This window comes from Spiroplasma endosymbiont of Melieria omissa (genome assembly GCF_964031175.1).
In the GTDB taxonomy this organism is placed as follows: domain Bacteria; phylum Bacillota_I; class Bacilli_A; order Mycoplasmatales; family VBWQ01; genus Spiroplasma_E; species Spiroplasma_E ixodetis_A.
Window position 1 is genome coordinate 1416744 of the sequence record NZ_OZ035012.1, and the last position, 21466, is coordinate 1438209.

At 22.8% G+C, this 21466-nt stretch carries 29 protein-coding genes and 1 pseudogene; 12 read left to right on the forward strand and 18 right to left on the reverse strand.

Annotated elements, in window-relative coordinates; genetic code table 4:
- Positions 1 to 52 precede the first annotated feature (52 nt).
- The 4 genes from ACQH26_RS09265 to dnaB all read left to right on the forward strand — a co-directional run bounded on the left by ACQH26_RS09265 (position 53) and on the right by dnaB (position 4520).
- On the forward strand, positions 53 to 220 hold the full coding sequence (locus ACQH26_RS09265) for a hypothetical protein (RefSeq protein WP_425382101.1): 168 nt from the start codon (positions 53 to 55) through the stop codon (positions 218 to 220).
- 483 nt (positions 221 to 703) lie between these two features.
- On the forward strand, positions 704 to 2701 hold the full coding sequence (locus tag ACQH26_RS09270) for a DHH family phosphoesterase (RefSeq protein WP_425382331.1): 1998 nt from the start codon (positions 704 to 706) through the stop codon (positions 2699 to 2701).
- Positions 2702 to 2733: 32 nt separating this feature from the next.
- Positions 2734 to 3177, forward strand: a complete 444-nt coding sequence (rplI, locus tag ACQH26_RS09275; protein ID WP_425382332.1) for a 50S ribosomal protein L9 — start codon at positions 2734 to 2736, stop codon at positions 3175 to 3177.
- A 2-nt stretch (positions 3178 to 3179) separates the two neighbouring features.
- A complete protein-coding gene (dnaB, locus tag ACQH26_RS09280; RefSeq protein WP_338974284.1) occupies positions 3180 to 4520 on the forward strand; it encodes a replicative DNA helicase in 1341 nt (446 codons plus the stop codon).
- Positions 4521 to 4657: 137 nt separating this feature from the next.
- Here the strand turns inward: dnaB and ACQH26_RS09285 are convergent, their stop codons facing one another.
- The 8 genes from ACQH26_RS09285 to ACQH26_RS09320 all read right to left on the reverse strand — a co-directional run bounded on the left by ACQH26_RS09285 (position 4658) and on the right by ACQH26_RS09320 (position 9421).
- Complete coding sequence (locus tag ACQH26_RS09285; RefSeq protein WP_425382333.1) at positions 4658 to 5374, reverse strand: hypothetical protein; 717 nt, start codon at positions 5372 to 5374, stop codon at positions 4658 to 4660.
- Positions 5375 to 5514: 140 nt separating this feature from the next.
- Positions 5515 to 5904: a hypothetical protein gene (locus tag ACQH26_RS09290; protein ID WP_425382334.1), complete on the reverse strand. Its 390-nt coding sequence runs from the start codon at positions 5902 to 5904 to the stop codon at positions 5515 to 5517.
- Between the two features lie 38 nt (positions 5905 to 5942).
- Entirely contained in the window at positions 5943 to 6536 is a 594-nt protein-coding gene (locus ACQH26_RS09295) for a hypothetical protein (RefSeq protein ID WP_425382335.1), read from the reverse strand.
- Between the two features lie 141 nt (positions 6537 to 6677).
- Positions 6678 to 7166, reverse strand: coding sequence for an IS630 family transposase (locus ACQH26_RS09300; RefSeq protein WP_425381862.1), 489 nt, complete (start codon positions 7164 to 7166; stop codon positions 6678 to 6680).
- A 62-nt stretch (positions 7167 to 7228) separates the two neighbouring features.
- Positions 7229 to 7360: a hypothetical protein gene (locus ACQH26_RS09305; RefSeq protein WP_425381898.1), complete on the reverse strand. Its 132-nt coding sequence runs from the start codon at positions 7358 to 7360 to the stop codon at positions 7229 to 7231.
- The gene (locus ACQH26_RS09310) at positions 7323 to 7811 is read right to left on the reverse strand and encodes an IS630 family transposase (RefSeq protein WP_425381862.1); all 489 of its coding nucleotides are present in this window, start codon (positions 7809 to 7811) and stop codon (positions 7323 to 7325) included. Before ACQH26_RS09310 ends, ACQH26_RS09305 begins: the two co-directional genes overlap by 38 nt.
- Positions 7812 to 7851: 40 nt before the next feature.
- Positions 7852 to 8211, reverse strand: coding sequence for a helix-turn-helix domain-containing protein (locus ACQH26_RS09315; protein WP_425381993.1), 360 nt, complete (start codon positions 8209 to 8211; stop codon positions 7852 to 7854).
- A gap of 277 nt (positions 8212 to 8488) precedes the next feature.
- Positions 8489 to 9421 (reverse strand): hypothetical protein, encoded by a 933-nt coding sequence (locus ACQH26_RS09320; RefSeq protein WP_425382336.1) that lies wholly within the window; start codon positions 9419 to 9421, stop codon positions 8489 to 8491.
- A 209-nt stretch (positions 9422 to 9630) separates the two neighbouring features.
- On the opposite strand from ACQH26_RS09320, the gene ACQH26_RS09325 reads away from it, so the two are divergent.
- The 6 genes from ACQH26_RS09325 to ACQH26_RS09350 all read left to right on the forward strand — a co-directional run bounded on the left by ACQH26_RS09325 (position 9631) and on the right by ACQH26_RS09350 (position 14000).
- Positions 9631 to 9867, forward strand: coding sequence for a hypothetical protein (locus ACQH26_RS09325; protein WP_425382337.1), 237 nt, complete (start codon positions 9631 to 9633; stop codon positions 9865 to 9867).
- A 290-nt stretch (positions 9868 to 10157) separates the two neighbouring features.
- Positions 10158 to 10947 (forward strand): IS5 family transposase gene (locus tag ACQH26_RS09330; protein WP_425382012.1). Its coding sequence is split into 2 segments (ribosomal slippage): positions 10158 to 10418 and positions 10420 to 10947, totalling 789 coding nucleotides; the frame shifts between segments, so codons are not numbered across the junction.
- Between the two features lie 81 nt (positions 10948 to 11028).
- Positions 11029 to 11781 carry a DDE-type integrase/transposase/recombinase gene (locus ACQH26_RS09335; RefSeq protein ID WP_425382338.1) on the forward strand — a complete coding sequence of 251 codons (753 nt, stop codon included), beginning with the start codon at positions 11029 to 11031 and terminating at the stop codon, positions 11779 to 11781.
- A 343-nt stretch (positions 11782 to 12124) separates the two neighbouring features.
- The gene (locus tag ACQH26_RS09340) at positions 12125 to 12448 is read left to right on the forward strand and encodes a DNA cytosine methyltransferase (RefSeq protein WP_425382339.1); all 324 of its coding nucleotides are present in this window, start codon (positions 12125 to 12127) and stop codon (positions 12446 to 12448) included.
- A 786-nt stretch (positions 12449 to 13234) separates the two neighbouring features.
- Positions 13235 to 13507 (forward strand): hypothetical protein, encoded by a 273-nt coding sequence (locus ACQH26_RS09345; protein ID WP_425382340.1) that lies wholly within the window; start codon positions 13235 to 13237, stop codon positions 13505 to 13507.
- Complete coding sequence (locus ACQH26_RS09350; RefSeq protein ID WP_425382341.1) at positions 13491 to 14000, forward strand: hypothetical protein; 510 nt, start codon at positions 13491 to 13493, stop codon at positions 13998 to 14000. Before ACQH26_RS09345 ends, ACQH26_RS09350 begins: the two co-directional genes overlap by 17 nt.
- 154 nt (positions 14001 to 14154) lie before the next feature.
- Here ACQH26_RS09350 and ACQH26_RS09355 read toward each other — a convergent pair whose 3' ends face one another.
- On the reverse strand, positions 14155 to 14418 hold the full coding sequence (locus ACQH26_RS09355; RefSeq protein ID WP_425382342.1) for a hypothetical protein: 264 nt from the start codon (positions 14416 to 14418) through the stop codon (positions 14155 to 14157).
- 922 nt (positions 14419 to 15340) lie between these two features.
- Here ACQH26_RS09355 and ACQH26_RS09360 point away from each other — a divergent pair.
- Positions 15341 to 15565 (forward strand): hypothetical protein, encoded by a 225-nt coding sequence (locus tag ACQH26_RS09360; RefSeq protein ID WP_425382343.1) that lies wholly within the window; start codon positions 15341 to 15343, stop codon positions 15563 to 15565.
- On the opposite strand, the gene ACQH26_RS09365 is transcribed toward ACQH26_RS09360, so the two are convergent.
- The 8 genes from ACQH26_RS09365 to ACQH26_RS09400 form a co-directional block, all read right to left on the reverse strand.
- Positions 15566 to 16054 carry an IS630 family transposase gene (locus tag ACQH26_RS09365; RefSeq protein WP_425381862.1) on the reverse strand — a complete coding sequence of 163 codons (489 nt, stop codon included), beginning with the start codon at positions 16052 to 16054 and terminating at the stop codon, positions 15566 to 15568.
- Between the two features lie 40 nt (positions 16055 to 16094).
- Positions 16095 to 16454, reverse strand: coding sequence for a helix-turn-helix domain-containing protein (locus ACQH26_RS09370; RefSeq protein WP_425382298.1), 360 nt, complete (start codon positions 16452 to 16454; stop codon positions 16095 to 16097).
- Positions 16455 to 16563: 109 nt separating this feature from the next.
- Complete coding sequence (locus ACQH26_RS09375) at positions 16564 to 16917, reverse strand: helix-turn-helix domain-containing protein (protein WP_425382344.1); 354 nt, start codon at positions 16915 to 16917, stop codon at positions 16564 to 16566.
- 249 nt (positions 16918 to 17166) lie between these two features.
- Positions 17167 to 17688, reverse strand: a complete 522-nt coding sequence (locus ACQH26_RS09380) for a ferritin-like domain-containing protein (RefSeq protein WP_174481292.1) — start codon at positions 17686 to 17688, stop codon at positions 17167 to 17169.
- Positions 17689 to 17922: 234 nt separating this feature from the next.
- Positions 17923 to 18411 carry an IS630 family transposase gene (locus ACQH26_RS09385; protein WP_425381862.1) on the reverse strand — a complete coding sequence of 163 codons (489 nt, stop codon included), beginning with the start codon at positions 18409 to 18411 and terminating at the stop codon, positions 17923 to 17925.
- A gap of 40 nt (positions 18412 to 18451) precedes the next feature.
- Entirely contained in the window at positions 18452 to 18811 is a 360-nt protein-coding gene (locus ACQH26_RS09390) for a helix-turn-helix domain-containing protein (RefSeq protein ID WP_425381863.1), read from the reverse strand.
- 77 nt (positions 18812 to 18888) lie between these two features.
- The gene (locus ACQH26_RS09395; protein ID WP_425381862.1) at positions 18889 to 19377 is read right to left on the reverse strand and encodes an IS630 family transposase; all 489 of its coding nucleotides are present in this window, start codon (positions 19375 to 19377) and stop codon (positions 18889 to 18891) included.
- Positions 19378 to 19417: 40 nt separating this feature from the next.
- Positions 19418 to 19777 carry a helix-turn-helix domain-containing protein gene (locus tag ACQH26_RS09400; protein ID WP_425381863.1) on the reverse strand — a complete coding sequence of 120 codons (360 nt, stop codon included), beginning with the start codon at positions 19775 to 19777 and terminating at the stop codon, positions 19418 to 19420.
- Positions 19778 to 19896: 119 nt separating this feature from the next.
- On the opposite strand from ACQH26_RS09400, the pseudogene ACQH26_RS09405 reads away from it, so the two are divergent.
- Positions 19897 to 20670 (forward strand): annotated as a pseudogene (locus tag ACQH26_RS09405) (IS256 family transposase); the annotation flags it as partial.
- Positions 20671 to 20697: 27 nt separating this feature from the next.
- Here the strand turns inward: ACQH26_RS09405 and ACQH26_RS09410 are convergent.
- On the reverse strand, positions 20698 to 21297 hold the full coding sequence (locus ACQH26_RS09410; RefSeq protein ID WP_425382345.1) for a hypothetical protein: 600 nt from the start codon (positions 21295 to 21297) through the stop codon (positions 20698 to 20700).
- Between the last annotated feature and the right edge of the window lie 169 nt (positions 21298 to 21466).

Sequence of the window (21466 nt, forward strand, 5' to 3'; positions counted from 1 at the left end):
GCAGAAAATAGAAATTATTACAAACAATAAGTTTAAATATAAAATTCGCACAATGTGTCATTTTTTAAAAATTTCTAAATCAACATATTATTTTAATTTAAAGAAAAAAGAAAATAAAATTCAAAATAATATTTATGATGAAGCTATTATTAGTGCTTTTAAAGAAAATAAATGTGTTTATGGAACAAGAAGATTAAAAGTAATATTAGAACCTGTTTAGGATCTTTTTAATAGAATTTAACTAAAACAAGAAATAATCATTTATAAATAGGTACTTAACCAATAATTTATTTTCTTTTTCATTTTTTTGTTAAAAAGATTTTATCATTTGAAAACTTATCGACTAAAAATCTATTTTTTATTATAAAATAACCATTATAATATAAATTTTATTAAAAATTAATCAAAAAAGATCCTAAACAGGTTCTAAGAAAAATATTACCAAATTATTGACCAAATATTAAAAAAGCGATTGATTTTGTTTTTCAAGATATGAGTAAACATTACTTTAGTTAGCTATATATAATCATTTTACATTATTTTCGAAAAGATTCTAAACAGGTTCTTAAAAATATTTTATTTTAAATAATAGTTTAAAATTAAAATAAAAAGACCTTAATAGTATTATATTACATAAAAGATAATGGCTGTTTTTAATATTAGTGTTATAGTATAATTAATAATATTAGAAGGAAGTGACAAAGTGTTCAAATCGTTAAGAAATTATCATTTAATAATGATTATTTGATTAGTAATTGAAATTTTAATTGGCTTGACTTATTTTATTGTTAATATTGAGACAGCAGAACAAGTGGTCACTATTACTGTAATTTTAAGTTTAGTTTTAGGTAATTTTATTATTGTTTGTCTTTATATTTTTTTATTTAGTTTATGAATTCGTCATCGTTATATTAACACAGCTGAAATCATAAAATTAAATAATGCACAAGCTTTAACTTTTGGTAGTGTTGGTATGATTGTTTTAGATAGTGATTTATCAATTATGTGAGTAAGTGAATTTTTAGAAGATAAAGGTTTAGGTAGATTAATTGGAAAATCAATTGTTAAACTATCAAGAGATTTAGAACAATTAATTAGTAATAATATTACTCAAATTACACTTAAAATTGAAGATATGCTTTATGATGCTATTTATTTAGTACAAACTAGAACAATTTTGTTACAAGAAACAACTAAATATCATTTCTTATATAATAAATTACAGCAAGAAAAATTAGTTTTTGGTGTAATTAGTATTGATAATTTTTATAATTCTTTACAAAAATTAAGAGTTGAGAATCAAATTCGTGTTGAAGCATTTATTAAAACTGAATTAAATGATTTTGCTAATAATTATTCAGGTTTATTATTAGGTAATATTGAAGATGGTTACAATATTTTACTTTATCAAAATGAATTTAATAAAGCAAGAAATGATAACTTTCCACTTATTAAAAATATTCGAGAAGGTGTTAAAAAATTTAAAGCAGATATTACGTTATCTGCTGGTTTCTCTTATGGTAATGCTATTAGTAAAGATCTATATGATTTGGCTATTGAAAGTAAAGAGTTAGCAGTTTATCGTGGTGGTGATCAAGTAGTTATTCGTGAATTTGGTGGTAATACAGTTTTTATTGGAGGTACTATTGAAGCAAAACAATCAGAATCTAAAATTAATATTAGAATGTTTGCACAATCATTATATAATGAAATAAAATTAGCAGAAAACATTTTAGTTATGGGACATGCGGCTGCTGATTTTGATAGTATTTCTTCAGGAACAGCTATTATTGAAATTGCTAAAAGTTTAAATAAAAGTGCTCATTATGTTATTAATCAAAATGAAGTTGATGAAAAAACATTAAAAATTCTTCATGAACTTGTTCCTGAAAGTTATATTAGTCGTAATTTTATTACAGGTAAACAAGCACTTAAATTTCTTCATGCAAATACTTTATTAATTGTTGTTGATACTCATAATCCGCAACGCGTTGATAGTCCTGATTTATTAAGTAAAGCTGTAAAAATTATTGTTATTGATCATCATCGTGTTTCTGATGAATCAATTAGTAGTACCATTACTTCTTATATTGATGCAGGAACTTCTTCAACAGCTGAAGCAATGACAGAAATTATTTATTATAATGATTTTAATAATATTGAATCATTATTTTTATGAAATATAATGTTTGCAGGTATTTTAATTGATACTAATAATTTCCAAGTAAGAACAACAAGAAGAACTTTTGAAGCCTGTGGATTATTAACTGATTGAGGAGCTTCTCCTTCTAAAGTTAAAGGATTATTGAAAAATAGTTTAAATGAACTAATTGATAAATTTGCTTTAATTAGTCACGCCCAAGAAATTAAAAAAGGATTTTTAGTTGCTGTTGGTGATGAAAACTTAGAAGTACATACTTCATATTTAGCCCAAATTTCAGAAATGTTGTTAGACTTACGTGATTGTAAAGCATCATTTACTATTGCTTATGATCGTCAAGGACGTGCCTGTTTATCAGCACGAAGCAACGGTGAAATAAATGTTCAAATTATTTGTGAAAACTTAGGTGGTGGTGGTCACTTTAGTGCTGCTGCTGTCCAAAGTAGTAAATTGGGAATTAGAGCATTGTATGATGAATTGGTAAAACTAATTGAAAGTGGCGTATATCAAAGTGAGAGTGCTACTACTGAAAGGTATTAAAAATTATTAAAATAGAAAGTGAGATGTTTACAATGAAAGTTGTCCTTTTAACGGATATTAAAAATTATGGTAAAAAAGGTGAAGTTGTTAATGTTAGTGATGGTTATGGTAAAAATTATTTATTACCTAGAAAATTAGCTGTAATTGCTACATCAGAAGCATTAAAAATTAATCAAAAAGTAATTGAAAATAAAAAAATACAACGAGAAATGGAATTAGAAGATTTACAAAAAATTAAAGAACAATTAGCTTTAATTACTTTACAATTTAAATTAAAAAGTAATAATGGTAAAGTTTCTGGTGCTATTTCTTCAAAACAAATTTGTGAACAACTAGTGCAAAAATATAACATTAAAATTGATAAACATAAATTTGTTAAATTTAATCCTATTAATGAATTAGGTATAACTAACATTAATATTAAATTAGATGTTACAATTATTGCACAATTAAAGGTTGAAGTTTTAGGAGAATAATTATGTCTAACAATGGTCAATATATAAATAATGCAGAAGTTAATGTTTTAAGTGCGATGATTCAATCATCACCAGCATGTGAAAGTGCATTAAATTTATTGGCACCACATGACTTTACAATTAATTCTAATCAAATTATTTTTAAAACAATTACCAATCTTTATAAAAATAATTCTGGTATTGATGTAACAACTATTGCCGAAGAATTAGTTAAGCAAAATAATTTGGATAAAATTGGTGGAATTGAATATTTATCTTCTTTAGTGGCTCAATATATTACTGATGCTAATTTAAAAGAACACATTGATATTTTGATTGAAAGAACTACTAAACGACAATTAGAAAATGCTTTAAAAAATATTGGTAAAGAGTTACAAAGTGAAAAGTCAATTAATGAAGTTTTAATTGCTGCTGAAGCTCAAATTGTACAAGTAAGTAGTGAACGTAATCATGAAGAGATGTTGCCAATTAGTGAACACATTGATGATGTGGTAACTAAAATTGAACAACTACAAAAATCAACAGTTAATATTACTGGTACAAGTTCAGGTATTAACAATTTGGATATGATTACTAGTGGTTTTCAACGAGGTGACTTAATTATTTTAGCAGCTAGACCTTCAATGGGTAAAACCGCCTTAGCACTTAATTTTGCTTTAAATGCTGCTAATGAACAAGATAATAAAAACGATGTTGTTGTTATTTTTTCATTAGAAATGCCAAAAGATCAATTAATTACAAGAATGATTTCTTGTCAAGGACATTTTGATGCTAATCGTTTACGTAATAAGTCTAAATTTACACAGGCTGATTGAAATCGTATTAGTGCTACTGCTGAGCAATTGAAACAAAAAAGAATTATTATTGATGATACACCTGGTTTAAGAGTTTTAGAGTTGCAAACTAAATTAAGAAAATTAAGTCGTGAAAATAGCATTAAGTTAGTAATTATTGATTATTTACAGTTATTAACTGGTAGAGATAGTGAATCACGTCAACAAGAAGTTTCAAATATTTCTCGTAGTTTAAAAATTTTGGCAAGAGAATTAAGAGTACCAATTGTTTGTTTATCACAATTATCAAGAATGGTGGAGAGACGTGAAGAAAAACGTCCTTTAATGTCTGATTTACGTGAGTCAGGGGCTATTGAACAAGATGCTGATGTAATTATGTTTTTATATCGTGATGATTATTATAAGGAAAAAAATAGCGAAGAAACAACAAGTTCACAAGAAAGTAATCTTGCTGAAATTCTTATTTCTAAACATCGAAACGGCCCGACAGGAAAAGTAGTAACTGTTTTTATTCCAAAATGAGGTAAGTTTGAAAATTATACAGGATAAAAATAATAAAAAACCTAAAATTTAATTTTAGGTTTTTTTAAAAGAAGTTAATAAATTAAATTAATTAGTTTTTATTATCCTTCTGGATTTAAACTTTTAAATAGTTTTCCTTTATTATCACTAATTTTAGTTCCAGCCTAAACAATACCATTGACATTTAATAAACTATGTACTTCACCACCACTGCTACTTCAACTAAAAATACCAATTGCTACTGTATAGACAACTTTAAATAATCTTCCTTTACCATCAATAGTTCTTGTTCCAACAAAGATTGTATTATTATCATTAACTAGACTTAAAACTTCACCATTAGTATCTTTTCAGTTAGTTACTACTGTATTTTCACCATCTTCTTTAACTTTATATAAATATCCTTGACCATCACCAGTTTTGGTTCCAATATAAATACTTTCGTTTGTTGAATTAGTTAAACTATAAATTTCACCGTTGTTTTCATCTCATTTAGATAGTGCTGTTATTGTATCATCATCAGTAATTTTAAATAAATTACCTTTGCCATCGCCAGTTTTTGTTCCAACATAGATCGTATCATTAACATTTAATAAACTTTGAACTTTACCATTACTTTCTTTTCAATTTGTTAAAGGTGTTGTTGTGTCTTCTTTTGTAATTTTAAATAAATTACCTTTGTCATCACCAGTTTTGGTTCCTGCATAAATAGTATTTTTATTATTAACTAAGCTTTGAATTTCACCATTACTTTCTTTTCAATTTGTTATTTCTTGAAAATTACTTGTTATATTACTTATACATGCAGTGACATTGCTTGTTGTTGCTGCTGTAAATCCTAAAACACCTACAATTGATAGTATACTTTTTAAATTTTTCATAAAATACCCCTTTTTCAAAGTTTAACCCCTTTTATAAAATAATTTTACATTATTTCAAAAATAAAATAGTATTTATAATACTTTTAAGTGTTATTTATGAAGTTAATGCAAGTATTTTAGAAAGATATTAAATTAGAAATCTATATTAAATTTTTTTGATTAATATATGAAGTATTTACAAAAGGTTCATTTAATAAATCATTAATTTCTTCGATATTTATGATTTTTTCTGTAGTTATTTCTTGAATTTTATTTCAACTTAAACTTAAAAAATTATTTATTTCAGTATCATTTAGTTTTAAAATTTTGCTTGTTATTTCCAAAATATTATTTGTTATTTTAACAGTTTTTTTAATTTTTTTATAATATAGTGAAACATCCGCTAGTAATTCTAAGTTACTATAAAATTTATTTTCTTCTTTTTTTGAATTTATAAGTTTTACTAAGAACTCTTTGATTTGATCATTTTTATATTGTTTTTCTAAAATTGATTTAACTTCTAAGTCACATTTTTCATCTTCATCATTCATTGTTATATTGCCCCTTTTCATTATTATAATTAATAAATTTAGCTTAAATATACACTATTTATTTGAAGTTTAAAGTGTGCTCCTTCTACAGCATTTTTTGATTCTTCTTTTAAATGAATAGATAAATATATATTGCCATTATTACTATATCAAAAAAATGCTTGAGGATAGATATGAATAAAAACTAAAGGAGTAAGTCAACTGCCATAATAATACATAAATTCTATATTTCAAATTTTGTTTTTTTCATCATTTGTGTTGTTTGATGTATTAATTTTTGCTGTATTAACTGATAAGTTAGGTCCTGTAATTTGAGATGGTAAATTATGTCATATACAGTTTTTATATGTGGCAGTTTCAACTTTAATAATTGCTTTATCATCAAAATTTAACAATTGATACTTTTTAATAAATGATTGTCAATTTAAATGATATTTTTTTCAAGACATTATATTGATATTGTCTACAATATTACCTTCATATTGAGAACTTGTGCCATTAAATCATTCTTCATTTTCGTACAAAGGTTTTGATTTGTGAGGGTTATTATCAAAAAAATCACAAGCGTTAATGTTAATAGTAGTTAATGCACTAAATGTTAAACAACTTAAAATATTTAATATTCTTTTCATTTTATACCTCTTTAAAATTTTTAAACTTATGGTGACATATCCAAATATATCATTTATTTATTATAATATTTTTACATCTTTTTTGAGTGTATAAAAGGTAATTTATTTTATTTCATTTCAATGATATATGAAATTATATAGCTAACTAAAGTAATGTTTACTCATATCTTGAAAAACAAAATCAATCGCTTTTTTAATATTTGGTCAATAATTTGGTAATATTTTTCTTATATTATGTTTTATAGCAAATCAAAAATGTTCAATTGGATTTAAATTAGGAGAATATGGCGGAAGAAATAATAGTTTGCATCCAGCATTTTCAATTAATTGTTGTGTTAATTTAGATTTATGAAACGTTGCATTATCTAAAACTATAATTTGTCCACGCTTTAATACTGGAATTAGTTTATTTTTAACATATGATTCAAAAATTTTACTATTGCAATGTCCTTCAAATGCTCATAAGGCTTTTAATTTACCTTTATTTAGTGAACCAATTATACTCATTCTCTTTATTTTATATGCGGGTTTATTATCAAATAATCTTTTACCTTTTTCAGATCAACCATATTTATAAAATTCATTATCATCAATTCCAGATTCATCAATATATACTAAATCTTCATTCATTATTTTAGCTATTTCTTTTAAAAAATCTTCTTGTTTATTTTTATCTCTTTGTTCATATATAGCTAACTAAAGTAATGTTTACTCATATCTTGAAAAACAAAATCAATCGCTTTTTTAATATTTGGTCAATAATTTGGTAATATTTTTCTTATATAGCTAACTAAAGTAATGTTTACTCATATCTTGAAAAACAAAATCAATCGCTTTTTTAATATTTGGTCAATAATTTGGTAATATTTTTCTTATATTATGTTTTATAGCAAATCAAAAATGTTCAATTGGATTTAAATTAGGAGAATATGGCGGAAGAAATAATAGTTTGCATCCAGCATTTTCAATTAATTGTTGTGTTAATTTAGATTTATGAAACGTTGCATTATCTAAAACTATAATTTGTCCACGCTTTAATACTGGAATTAGTTTATTTTTAACATATGATTCAAAAATTTTACTATTGCAATGTCCTTCAAATGCTCATAAGGCTTTTAATTTACCTTTATTTAGTGAACCAATTATACTCATTCTCTTTATTTTATATGCGGGTTTATTATCAAATAATCTTTTACCTTTTTCAGATCAACCATATTTATAAAATTCATTATCATCAATTCCAGATTCATCAATATATACTAAATCTTCATTCATTATTTTAGCTATTTCTTTTAAAAAATCTTCTTGTTTATTTTTATCTCTTTGTTCATATAGAAAAGTTTTTTTTATATGTATAATTTAGTTTTTTAAAATAGTTATAAACTGTTTCTTTAGTCATATTTCCATATTTATCAATTACTTTTTGAACTGTAACATCTTTATTTTCTGCTAAATAATTTTTTAATTCATCTAAATCCTTTATTTTGTGGCTATGTCCTTTTTGATAATTCAAAATTGGTTTTATATGCCCAGTTTCTTTTTTTCTTTTTCTTCATAAAAATAAAGTCTTTCTAGTGATATTGAACACTTTACAAATTTCTTTAATTTTCATATTTTTACTTTCATAAGCTTCTATTACTTTTCTTCGTAAGTCTTCACTGTATGGTTTTGGCATAATTTAATCTTCCTAATCTATTTTAATTATTGCTGAATTGTACTTTTAAATTCAAAAACTGTTTAAATTAGATATTATTATTTTACATTATTTATGAGTAAATATTACTTTAGTTAGCTATATATGTATAAAATTAATAATGTCACTACCTTATAATTTCTCCAAACACTACTATAAATGAATTAATGAAGTAAAATATTAAATATTTTTCCAATTTTTAAAATTAATTAGTTGCGTAATATGTCTAAAGTTTTAAAGTATCTAAGATTTATATTTTTTATAATTTATTACTAGAACTTTGACCTTTACTTGTTGAAACTTTGCTATTTTCTTGATTAATAAATTCTATATCTGTTTTATTTCATTGTGAATAAAATGGTATTTCTTTTCATAATATTTTACTTAAAATAGTTTCAGTAAAATTTATAGATGCATTATTTCAATCTTCTGCTACTGTTATTGATTTTTTAACAATTTCTTCAACTACTTTTGTATATTCTTTAATAATTTTTAATTTCAATGAATCATTTTTCAAACACAAATCAATCATTTTATCACTAAAGTTTTCATAAGCATTTGCTTCGGATTTTAAATTTGGATAGAAATTTAATAATGTCTTAAATTCAAACAATTCATATTTAAAAAAGTCTTCAAAACTATAATTTTGATATTTTTTAAAACTTTCGACATTAAATTCTGAATTTAAAAAATTATTCAAATTTGTATCTTGTTCTATTTTACATTTGATGTGTTTTGGTAACTCTTTATATTTATAAATAAATTCTATTTCTTCTTTATTATTTTCTTTTTTAACAATACACATTATTGCAATTAAATGTATTGTCTTATAATTTTCTATTAATGTATTTACGGTTTCTTGTGTTTGTTTTAGTAAAATTTTTGGTATTTTATGACTTAAATTTATTTTTGATAATTCATCTAATAATTCTAAAATATTTTGTATATCATGTGAGGCTGATTGAGGAATTGATTTTCCTATCATAATTTTTTCAGCTATTTTTCCCGCAAGATTAGAAGATATCATTGATAATAATGAAACATTTTCTGATGGTTCTATCATTGTATGACCACCGCCATTGTTTTTAATAGTAATTCCTTCTTCTGATAATGAAATACCTTTTGCTAAGTTTATAAAAGCATGTCCTGCCTCATGATAAATTGTATTTATTAAATTGTCATTGATATTCATTTTTAACTTTCTCCTTTTTTAAAATATAAATAACTCAATTACTTATTCAAAAGTAATTGAGTTATAAACTATATTAGATTCATATACAGTATAGATATTAAAAATAAAAATGTCAATGTTATTAAATATTTTAATTGTAGATTAGACACACTTTTTGGACTAATAAAAGTTTTTATAACTTTATATTATTAGTTGAGGTGTAGTTTAAAATGAAATATTTAATTAATAGTGCTGATTTTACTAAATTTGATTATAAATTTAACAAATTTGTAGAAAAGTATAAAAATGATAAAAATATTAATAAAGTTAATATTTATTATCGTAAATTTAGAAAATTTTGTTTTATTTTTAAAAATAAAAATACTTGTAAAGAAATAATTTCTCAATTACATATGCCAAAGCAAACCTTTTATTATTGAGCTAAACGTTTTTATGATGTTTTTTAGAACCTGTTTAGGATCTTTTTTGATTAATTTTTAATAAAATTTATATTATAATGGTTATTTTATAATAAAAAATAGATTTTTAGTCGATAAGTTTTCAAATGATAAAATCTTTTTAACAAAAAAATGAAAAAGAAAATAAATTATTGGTTAAGTACCTATTTATAAATGATTATTTCTTGTTTTAGTTAAATTCTATTAAAAAGATCCTAAACAGGTTCTTAGAACCTGTTTAGAATCTTTTCGAAAATAATGTAAAATGATTATATATTTTAAAATCAGAGGTATATATTATGCATAAAAATTATCCAAGTCATGTCACCAAAGAACAATTTGAGAACATAAAATCAATTTTAGAAAATAGCAAAAAGAAAACAAAACCAAGAAGTTTAGATTTATATGAAGTATTTTGTGCAATTTTATATGTATTAAAAAGTGGTTGTCAATGAAGAATGCTACCAAAAAATTTTCCAAAATGACAAACTGTATATTATTATTTTCAAATTTGAAGTAAAAATAACGGTAAAGAAGCTAGTGTATGGCAATTAATTTTAAAAAAAATTGGTTAAAAAAGTTCGTATCAACAATAATCGCAAAGAACAAACTAGTTTTTGTATAATTGATTCGCAAAGTGTTAAAAATACAGATACTACTGAAAATAAAGGTTATGATGCTGGTAAAAAGATTTCAGGAATAAAGCGTCATATTATTGTTGATTCTCAAGGTTTACCACATGCAATTTACATAACCACAGCAGAAAAAACAGATCGTAATAGCGCTATAATAATGATTGAAAATGAAAAAGAAAATCTTTCTGCAGTTCAAAAAATAATAGTAGATGCTGGTTATACTGGTGAAAAATTTGCTTCTGAAATCAAAACAATCATAAATGCAAATGTTGAAATTATAAAACGCAATGAACTACATACTTTTGTAGTATTACCAAAAAGATGAATTGTAGAACGAAGCTTTGCTTGATTAGAAAAATACAGAAGATTATGAAAAAATTGTGAAAGAAAACTAAATACTAGTTTACAAATGGTTGTTCTTTCCTTTATTTCAGTTTTATTAAAAAGATTCTAAACAGGTTCTTACAGAAATAAACCTTTTGAAGAATTATTATTTAAGTCAACAAAACCTAAAAATATTAAATATTTCTATAAGTTGGAATTATCAGAAAAATTTATAAATTATTTTGTTCAGTATAAAGAAGAGTTTGGTATAGGTGCTTTTCAATTTTGTTATTTAATAAGGCATATTGATGATATTAGGTTTAATTTTTTGCCAAAACCCTCGGTTAAAACTATATATCGTTGATTAAAACGTTTTGGTTTTTGTTCACAAAAAGTTATTAAGAAAAAACATTTGAGATATGAAGTAAAAGAAACTGGATTATTACAAACTGATATTAAAGTAGTATCAGATTATATAACAGGAAGTAAAAGATGATATATTATTGATTTTATTGATGAAAAAACTCGAATTACTTATTGTTATCCATCTGAACAAGCACAAACCAGAGATATTGTAAATGCTACTAAAAATGCTTTAAATTTCTATGAAAAATTAGGAATTAAAATTAAAAGAATTAGAACTGATAATGGTAGTCAATATACTAATACATCTTGTGGAAAACCACAAAGGAATCGTTGATTTACAAATTTTTGTAATAAAAAAGGTATAGTTCATGAAACTACACCGTTTAGATCACCACAGAGTAATGGTAAGATTGAAAGATTTCACAGAAATTGAAGTAATTTATTTGAAATAAAACCATATTTAAATAGTGATTTTAGTTTATTTCAAAAATTAGTGAATTCTTTTCAAGAATATTATAACAATTCTAAACCACATAAATCATTAGGATTAATGACTCCTATGGATTATTTTGATAAACTTTTATTAGATAAAAAATAGTCCAAAATGTCTGTACTACCTTACAATTAAATATTTTAATGATTTTCAATTACCAAAAAATATAAAAAATAAAAAAATATAATCTATTACTAGATTATATTTTTTTATTTACATTTAATATAATACTTTTTATAAAGTTGAAGATTGTTTTTGAACAGTTGTTTGTTCATCATAATAATTATTCATATCATTTCTAGTAATTCAGCAGTTAACATATTATTGAGAATATTGAAAATTAAAAAATAAATAACTTTTTATTTAAAAAATAAGATAAGGATGAATGTTATAATTTCTTTGTGAAGTAAAATTAAAAATTTTGTAAAAAGAGCAAGGAGGTCTTACTTTGAGTAAATTAAAATTTATAGATTTATTTGCTGGAATTGGTGGCTTAAGTTTACCTTTTAGAGAATTAGGAATGGAATGTGTTTTTAGTAGTGAAATAGATAAATTTGCAGTGCAAACATATAATGAAAATTTTAATGAAATACCTTTTGGAGATATCAGAGAAATATCTGAAGAAAGTATACCAAATCATGATTTATTATTAGGTGGTTTTCCTTGTCAAGCTTTTTCAATTGCAGGAAAAAGAAAAGGTTTTAACGATGATCGTGGTAATTTATTTTATGAAATAGTTAGAGGGCGGTTGTCAAAGTTACGAAATAATTAATTATCATATTAGTAACTTATTTCCAAAAATGAATTATTTGAAAAATAATGAAAATTAGACAAAATTACTCTCTTTTTTACCCTTAAATTTAAATTTATATTCGACGTATTTTAAAAAATATATATTTAAAAAATAAAATAAAAATTATTCTCAAAGTTATTATTAAGGAAAAAGACAAGAAATAATCTTGTCTTTTTTTTGTAATTGTAAAATTTTAAAATTTTTAATAACCGTCTTTAACGCTATTATCAACACGTGTTAGGGAACTAAAAAAGTGAACTACAACACAGTTGTTAAAAATAGTAGCTAGAACATATGGACTTGCATGGATAAATAAAAAGTGGAGTGATACCTAATAAAATATACTAACCATTTAATGGTAATTCTTGGGGTGGGAGCGAATTGGAAACTAGTATATATAGACCTGCTTAGGGAACCTACTATATTAATTCTATTCTTTATTTAACCAACCTTGCCACTCCCCAGTGAGCAAGTGTTGGTTTTATTTTTTATTTTTTTTTGAAAATTTTTTTGGGCGAGAAAATAAATTTCAAACTTGTAAAAAAAATTGAGCGGTGCCGGTTCAATTAAAATATTAATTTGTTTAACACAAATTAAATAAATATTGAATCGAATGCCTCGATTTCTTTTTAAAATTTCACAATTTATTTTTGAGCCCAGAATTGCTGGAATGAATAAAACTAATAATAGTAGTATTAATAATCTAAAAACAAAATATATGTTCTTTATGCTAGAAGCAACAGAACATATTAGGAAAGGATTATTATGGCAATAGAAATTCTTGATTATGAAGCACTAAGAAAGATTGATAAAAAAATTAAAAAAAGAAGAAAAAGATGTGTTGAATGTAATGAATTATATGAAGATGACAAAATCCAAATGCTTTATCGCTTTAAAACAGAATTAGAAGCAGAACAACATGATATTAGAAAATTTGAAGATGATTATGATATTGATAAACATTTGGATTATACAAAAAACCATTTGGGTATGTTTGTGATTGATGTAGAAGTGATTAATTATGCAAATAGAATTTAAAAAAGAACAAATTGTAAAAGATAAACCACAATCTATTCTTATTGATTATGTTGAATATAAATTATCGCTTCCAAAATGAATGATTAAAAATAATTCTTTTATTGTTGATAACAGTTATACATATTGAGTTTTTAATTTAGAAAATATTAAAAGAGAATTAAGTGGTAATGAATTAATAAAATTATTAGAACCATATATTAAAGACCAAAAAATAACTGTTAATAAACCAAGTGCTCCAAAAGAATATTATCTTAATGATATAAAACTTGAATCACTAACATTTTATGACCATCATAATAGTTGATTTATGGGTGAAATAACAGATAACAAAACTAAAATTACTAATCCTTGTTTTAAATATAACATTACGTGAGAAGAAAACAGAAAAGGTTTTAAAATAAATAATCCATATAACCATAATGATTTAGCAATTAATTATATAGTTACTTCTTATAAGAACCTGTTTAGGATCTTTTTAATAGAATTTAACTAAAACAAGAAATAATCATTTATAAATAGGTACTTAACCAATAATTTATTTTCTTTTTCATTTTTTTGTTAAAAAGATTTTATCATTTGAAAACTTATCGACTAAAAATCTATTTTTTATTATAAAATAACCATTATAATATAAATTTTATTAAAAATTAATCAAAAAAGATCCTAAACAGGTTCTTAGACATAAAAGCAAATTTCTTATTACTTGATTGACTTTCAAAATTATAATAAATTTTATATTTAGTATTTGATTTAAAAGTATATTTAATATGATTTATATTAACTTTTGTTCCTACTTCTTTTCAATTTGAACCACTTGGACTTGGTTGTTGTTGTTTTTCTAATATTTCATTAATTGCTTGTAATAATTTTTTATTTTGAGTTTTTAATATTTTATATTCATTATTTTCCAATAAATCCCTACAAAGTAATGAATTTTCTTCATCATGTAATGCAATTTCATTTGTTTCAGTATTATATTTAAAATAATCATTTGAAAATTTTTTATCTTTTATTTTTTCTTTTAATTCATTAATAGCACCGGCAATGGTTTTATCAGTAGTTTCTAAATTAGGAATTTCAGTACTAATAGTATTAATAGAAAAAGCATATTTAAAATGGTCTTTATCGATTTTGTCTTCTAATTTTTTATCTATTTCTTCTTTTTTATAATAATCCGATAAATCTACTTTACCGCCAATAGAATTAATTTTAATATCTGAACCACTTCCAGTAATAGTAATATTTTCTCCAGCATTTTCTGATTTTAATTGTGATTGTTTACTTTCAATTAATTTACCTATTTCATCACTAATACTAATAACTTTCTTTTCTTGACCTTGTTTACCGTCTACTAACTGTAAACTGTCATTACTAAAATATTTAATAAATAATTCAAGTGTTGTTAAATTATCAAATGATTTTATACCCTTAGAACCTGTTTAGGATCTTTTTTGATTAATTTTTAATAAAATTTATATTATAATGGTTATTTTATAATAAAAAATAGATTTTTAGTCGATAAGTTTTCAAATGATAAAATCTTTTTAACAAAAAAATGAAAAAGAAAATAAATTATTGGTTAAGTACCTATTTATAAATGATTATTTCTTGTTTTAGTTAAATTCTATTAAAAAGATCCTAAACAGGTTCTAAGGAAATTTCAATTCATAATGAAAAAGTATTTTTGTTGAACATGTAAACAACATAAATTAGAATATTTATTTTTTAATACTAATGATATAAAAACAAGAAAATATTTTTTAAGAGATAAAAATAGTAAAGCAATTTGTTATGACTGTATTTTAAATATTAGGTTAAGGAGGAGGTATAAATATGAATAAACAAAAACCATTTTCTTATAAAGACCAAGAAATTATTAATGAATATAATAAAAAACGTAATCAAAAAATAACAGAAGAACATTTAAATAATATAAAAAAAATAAGAGCAGATTTTAAAAAAGAAGAATTTAATGAATATAAAGAAAATTTAATTTGTTCATTAAATATATTTTTGGGTCATTATATAGAACAATATAATAAAGAAAAAGACATATAGCTAACTAAAGTAATGTTTACTCATATCTTGAAAAACAAAATCAATCGCTTTTTTAATATTTGGTCAATAATTTGGTAATATTTTTCTTATATTATGTTTTATAGCAAATCAAAAATGTTCAATTGGATTTAAATTAGGAGAATATGGCGGAAGAAATAATAGTTTGCATCCAGCATTTTCAATTAATTGTTGTGTTAATTTAGATTTATGAAACGTTGCATTATCTAAAACTATAATTTGTCCACGCTTTAATACTGGAATTAGTTTATTTTTAACATATGATTCAAAAATTTTACTATTGCAATGTCCTTCAAATGCTCATAAGGCTTTTAATTTACCTTTATTTAGTGAACCAATTATACTCATTCTCTTTATTTTATATGCGGGTTTATTATCAAATAATCTTTTACCTTTTTCAGATCAACCATATTTATAAAATTCATTATCATCAATTCCAGATTCATCAATATATACTAAATCTTCATTCATTATTTTAGCTATTTCTTTTAAAAAATCTTCTTGTTTATTTTTATCTCTTTGTTCATATAGAAAAGTTTTTTTTATATGTATAATTTAGTTTTTTAAAATAGTTATAAACTGTTTCTTTAGTTATATTTCCAAATTTATCAATTACTTTTTGAACTGTAACATCTTTATTTTCTGCTAAATAATTTTTTAATTCATCTAAATCCTTTATTTTGTGGCTATGTCCTTTTTGATAATTCAAAATTGGTTTTATATGCCCAGTTTCTTTTTTTCTTTTTCTTCATAAAAATAAAGTCTTTCTAGTGATATTGAACACTTTACAAATTTCTTTAATTTTCATATTTTTACTTTCATAAGCTTCTATTACTTTTCTTCGTAAGTCTTCACTGTATGGTTTTGGCATAATTTAATCTTCCTAATCTATTTTAATTATTGCTGAATTGTACTTTTAAATTCAAAAACTGTTTAAATTACATATTATTATTTTACATTATTTATGAGTAAATATTACTTTAGTTAGCTATAGAAAAGTTTTTTTTATATGTATAATTTAGTTTTTTAAAATAGTTATAAACTGTTTCTTTAGTTATATTTCCAAATTTATCAATTACTTTTTGAACTGTAACATCTTTATTTTCTGCTAAATAATTTTTTAATTCATCTAAATCCTTTATTTTGTGGCTATGTCCTTTTTGATAATTCAAAATTGGTTTTATATGCCCAGTTTCTTTTTTTCTTTTTCTTCATAAAAATAAAGTCTTTCTAGTGATATTGAACACTTTACAAATTTCTTTAATTTTCATATTTTTACTTTCATAAGCTTCTATTACTTTTCTTCGTAAGTCTTCACTGTATGTTTTTGGCATAATTTAATCTTCCTAATCTATTTTAATTATTGCTGAATTGTACTTTTAAATTCAAAAACTGTTTAAATTACATATTATTATTTTACATTATTTATGAGTAAATATTACTTTAGTTAGCTATATTTACTAGAATTAATTAAACATAGTTATTTTTGTAAGTTACACAGATTACTAAACATTACCTAAAAAAATAAAAAATGTATAATTTTTTATACATTTTTGGTGAAAATTAAGAGTTAAATATGAAATTTATTCGGGTTCATAAAATGGAACAATAACTTTTAAAGTATCTGGCTCTTCAGTTTTTAGTAAACGTTTGTCAATTTTATAAAGGTTACTATTAGACATTGCAATTCAATCCAATAAGTCTTTTTCATAAGCAATTTCTTCATAGAAATCAATTAAGAATCAGTCATAAAATTTCGCAGTTAAATTATCATTATTTTCACGAGCACTTTTAACAAGTTTATTGGTAAAATCAAGTAATTCTTCTTTAGTAGATTTTAATTTTTTTAATGCTTCTTCAATGTTTTTTGTAGTAAAAGTTGGAACTTTAATGTCTTTAATTTCAACTTGAGCATCTTGATCCATTAAATAGTTACAAATTTTACGAATATGAACAACAGCATCAGCTGCTTCTACTTGGAAGAAGCGTGCAAACCCAGGATATCCTTTTTGATTTGCATCATTACTTAATTTAAAACTAAGCATTTGATATTTTAGATGTTCGCTAATATAATCATTTAGATCATCGTTAATTTTTTTAATCATTAAATACACCTTCTTTCTTGGCTTTATATGTATTATACTACTTTAATACTATATATATTAAAATAAATTAAGAATAAAAATATTGTTAATTTATTGTTTTTGTTACATTTTTTATGAAGTAAGTTCAGTGAATAGTTCAAAACCAATTTGATCATGTGCTCATTTATTTGGATGAACATAATCAAAGAAAAAATTATTATTAATAGTTTCTGGAGTTGTTCCATCAATATATAGCTAACTAAAGTAATGTTTACTCATATCTTGAAAAACAAAATCAATAGCTTTTTTAATATTTGGTCAATAATTTGGTAATATTTTTCTTATATTATGTTTTATAGCAAATCAAAAATGTTCAATTGGATTTAAATTAGGAGAATATGGCGGAAGAAATAATAGTTTGCATCCAGCATTTTCAATTAATTGTTGTGTTAATTTAGATTTATGAAACGTTGCATTATCTAAAACTATAATTTGTCCACGCTTTAATACTGGAATTAGTTTATTTTTAACATATGATTCAAAAATTTTACTATTGCAATGTCCTTCAAATGCTCATAAGGCTTTTAATTTACCTTTATTTAGTGAACCAATTATACTCATTCTCTTTATTTTATATGCGGGTTTATTATCAAATAATCTTTTACCTTTTTCAGATCAACCATATTTATAAAATTCATTATCATCAATTCCAGATTCATCAATATATACTAAATCTTCATTCATTATTTTAGCTATTTCTTTTAAAAAATCTTCTTGTTTATTTTTATCTCTTTGTTCATATAGAAAAGTTTTTTTTATATGTATAATTTAGTTTTTTAAAATAGTTATAAACTGTTTCTTTAGTCATATTTCCAAATTTATCAATTACTTTTTGAACTGTAACATCTTTATTTTCTGCTAAATAATTTTTTAATTCATCTAAATCCTTTATTTTGTGGCTATGTCCTTTTTGATAATTCAAAATTGGTTTTATATGCCCAGTTTCTTTTTTTCTTTTTCTTCATAAAAATAAAGTCTTTCTAGTGATATTGAACACTTTACAAATTTCTTTAATTTTCATATTTTTACTTTCATAAGCTTCTATTACTTTTCTTCGTAAGTCTTCACTGTATGGTTTTGGCATAATTTAATCTTCCTAATCTATTTTAATTATTGCTGAATTGTACTTTTAAATTCAAAAACTGTTTAAATTACATATAGCTAACTAAAGTAATGTTTACTCATATCTTGAAAAACAAAATCAATCGCTTTTTTAATATTTGGTCAATAATTTGGTAATATTTTTCTTATATTATGTTTTATAGCAAATCAAAAATGTTCAATTGGATTTAAATTAGGAGAATATGGCGGAAGAAATAATAGTTTGCATCCAGCATTTTCAATTAATTGTTGTGTTAATTTAGATTTATGAAACGTTGCATTATCTAAAACTATAATTTGTCCACGCTTTAATACTGGAATTAGTTTATTTTTAACATATGATTCAAAAATTTTACTATTGCAATGTCCTTCAAATGCTCATAAGGCTTTTAATTTACCTTTATTTAGTGAACCAATTATACTCATTCTCTTTATTTTATATGCGGGTTTATTATCAAATAATCTTTTACCTTTTTCAGATCAACCATATTTATAAAATTCATTATCATCAATTCCAGATTCATCAATATATACTAAATCTTCATTCATTATTTTAGCTATTTCTTTTAAAAAATCTTCTTGTTTATTTTTATCTCTTTGTTCATATAGAAAAGTTTTTTTTATATGTATAATTTAGTTTTTTAAAATAGTTATAAACTGTTTCTTTAGTCATATTTCCAAATTTATCAATTACTTTTTGAACTGTAACATCTTTATTTTCTGCTAAATAATTTTTTAATTCATCTAAATCCTTTATTTTGTGGCTATGTCCTTTTTGATAATTCAAAATTGGTTTTATATGCCCAGTTTCTTTTTTTCTTTTTCTTCATAAAAATAAAGTCTTTCTAGTGATATTGAACACTTTACAAATTTCTTTAATTTTCATATTTTTACTTTCATAAGCTTCTATTACTTTTCTTCGTAAGTCTTCACTGTATGGTTTTGGCATAATTTAATCTTCCTAATCTATTTTAATTATTGCTGAATTGTACTTTTAAATTCAAAAACTGTTTAAATTACATATTATTATTTTACATTATTTATGAGTAAATATTACTTTAGTTAGCTATAGATGATGTCAAGGCGTGGCAAAATCGACCATTAGAAAGTATTTATTCTATTGTTTATTTTAATTGTATAGTAGTTAAAGTACGGCAAGATAAACGCATTATTAACAAATCAGTTTATATAGCATTAGGAGTGGATTTAGAAGGCAAAAAAGATGTTTTAGGTTTATGAATTAGTGAAAATGAAGGTTCTAAATTTTGACTAGCTAATTTTACAGAAATGAAAAATCGAGGCTTAAATGATATTTTGATTGCTTGTAGTGATAATTTAACAGGCATGTCAGAAGCAATACAAGCAGTTTATCCTAAAACTGAACATCAATTATGCATAGTTCATCAAATTAGAAATAGTTTAAAATATGTTTCATACAAACATCGAAAAACCTTAGTTGCAGATTTAAAACCAATTTATAGTGCATGTAGTGAAGAACAAGCAATGCAAGCTTTAGAATCATTTGAAAGTAAATGAAATAAACAATATCCGCAAATTACTAAATCTTGATATAAAAATTGAGATAATTTAATGGTTTTTATTAGTTATCCACCAGAAATTAAAAGAGTGATTTATACTACAAATGCTATTGAATCTGTTAATAGTCAATTACGAAAAGTTATCAGAAATAAAAAAGTTTTTCCTAATGATATGGCAGTTTTCAAAATATTTTACTTAGCAATTGAAAATATAACAAAAAAATGAACAATGCCCATTCAAAATTGAAATACAGCAATTGCTCATTTTATGATAAAATTTGAAGATAGAATTAATCTGAACTAGTAACTTTGTAAAACAAAGATACACAGATTACATAAAAGCCTCTTTTTTTATAAAAATTTTGTTGTATTTTTTTGATTTTCTTCTGCTTGATAGTTTAAACTGTATTCTCTTTTTTTTACCTTCAATATTTATTTCATCTTTACTTTTATTACTTCATTCAATAACTTTTAACTTATTTTCTCCTAAATCAGTTTTAATATTAATTATTACTCATATATACTCATTATAAATCTCTTTAAGTTTTTGAAAATGCTTTTGAAATAAAAATTTATCTTTTTCACTATAATTACCCTCAAATGTAATCATTATTGAAATGTTTTCTATTATTTTTATTTGTTTTACATACTCTTCTGATATTTTTTGTAATCTTCTTTGTTTATTATATTCGGTTTCATTTATTTCATTTCAATTATTGGAACCATGTTGATAACCAATATCAAAAGAAGAAAATAATTCTGATGGAAATGCCATTTTTCTAAAAGTCTTTAATGAAAAATATAAATTATTTTTCATTGAATAAAAATCTACTCCTATATATTGACTATTAGCATCATATAATATTTCTTTTTCTTCTTCTTTAAAATTATTTTCAATTATATCATTAACAATTTTTTCAATTTTTACCAATTCTCCTACATCATATGTTGGATTATTTTTTTGATCTAATTCTTCTCTTAATTCATTTATGACCTTACTAATAATTTTAGAATGCTTTGTGACAACAATTACATCATAAAAATCTGTATCAAAATATAATTTATAATTATCATTTTTTTGAATTTTAATATTTAATAAA